The following is a 1,366-nucleotide window of genomic DNA, read 5'->3' on the forward strand; positions in this document are numbered from 1 at the left end:
CAGGGCCGAAGCGTTCTCAGGTCGTGAGACCGAGTAGGTGCATGCCATCGGCTGGGTGGCTGCGGTAGTAGTCGGCGGCGGAGGCGATGTTGGTCCAGCCGAGCAGGCGGGCCAGGCCGATGGCCAGGTTGCGCAGGCTGGCCATGATGCGGGGTGCGGTGCCGGTGCGGACGCGGGAGGCGTCTTCGCGGTAGGTGACGTCGCGGATGTGGTGCAGGGCTTCGATGCTCCAGTGGCCGCGGATCAATGCGGCGAGCTGAGTGTGGGTGATCCGGCCTGGTGGCAGGCTCGTGATCGCGTAGATCGTGACGATGGTGGTCTTGCCGGTCCTGCGGTCGGTACGGCGGCGTTTGACCTGGATGGCCTGGGCGGCGTGGGGAAAGGGCAGGCCGGGCCGGACGGTGCAGATCTTCATGCGGCGGATCTCGCGGCGGCCGTGGCCGGTCTCGTCGGTGCGGTCGTTGAGGATGGCCTCGCGCCAGGGTAGGGCCTTGAGCCTGCGCAGGAGCGTGGGCTGGTTGCCCTTGACGACGAAGAGGTAGTGGCCGCCGGCCGCGATGATCTGCTGGGCGTGGTCGTGCTGGGTGTGCAGGGCGTCGGCGGTGATCACCACGCCGGTCAGGTCCAGGCTGCGCAGCAGGGGTGTGAAGGCGGGGATCTCGTTGCTCTTGGCCTCGATCTGGCGTTGGGCCAGGACGGTTTGAGTGTCGTGGCGGATGGCGGCCAGCAGGTGGACTACGCCGTCGCGGGTGCGGCTGCCGCGCAGGGTCTTGCCGTCCACGGCTAGGCCGAGCAGGGGCGTTCGGGTGGATGTCGCCTGTTCGGTGGATGTTGCCTGTTCGGGTGGCTGGCAGGCGGCCAGCGCGGCGAGGTAGCCGCAGGTCACGGCGTCGAAGGCGTCGCCGTCCAGGCGGGCCAGCAGCCGTCCCAGGGTGGAGGCGGCCGGTCGCGTGGTGGCCGGAAGGCCGAGTTGGATGCGCAGTCCGGGGTCGTACCCGGCGATGAACCTGGCGAGCTGCGCCAGTGATGTCGCTCCGCTGAGGACGGCGAGGAGGGTTAAGGCGAGGAGTGGTCCGAGCCGGTAGCGGCGTCCTCTGCGGCTGCGGGGGTCGGGCACGGTGTCCAGTACCGCGGCCAGGGTGGGCAGGTCGATGGCCGGGTCGGTGAGGGTGACGTGCTCCAAGTGGCGACAGAGCACGTCGATCGGGGATGATGGCACGCGAACGCGGCCCCTGTTCTTGATCGACTGGCTAGACACCGCCGATCATCAGGGGTCGCGTTTGTCGTCTCCGCACCGGGGCGCCCTTACTCGGCCACTCGACCCAGGGGTGCAGCAGTCTCACCAGCCGAGAACGCAACGGCCTTG

General features: G+C 69.5%; 1 protein-coding gene. It reads right to left on the reverse strand.

Annotated features, from left to right (window positions below; genetic code table 11):
* Positions 1 to 16: 16 nt before the first annotated feature.
* Positions 17 to 1,183, reverse strand: a complete 1,167-nt coding sequence (locus AB0B61_RS57435; RefSeq protein WP_358450848.1) for an ISAs1 family transposase — start codon at positions 1,181 to 1,183, stop codon at positions 17 to 19.
* Positions 1,184 to 1,366 lie beyond the last annotated feature (183 nt).

This window comes from Nonomuraea sp. NPDC049158, assembly GCF_040648335.1.
Lineage (GTDB): Bacteria > Actinomycetota > Actinomycetes > Streptosporangiales > Streptosporangiaceae > Nonomuraea.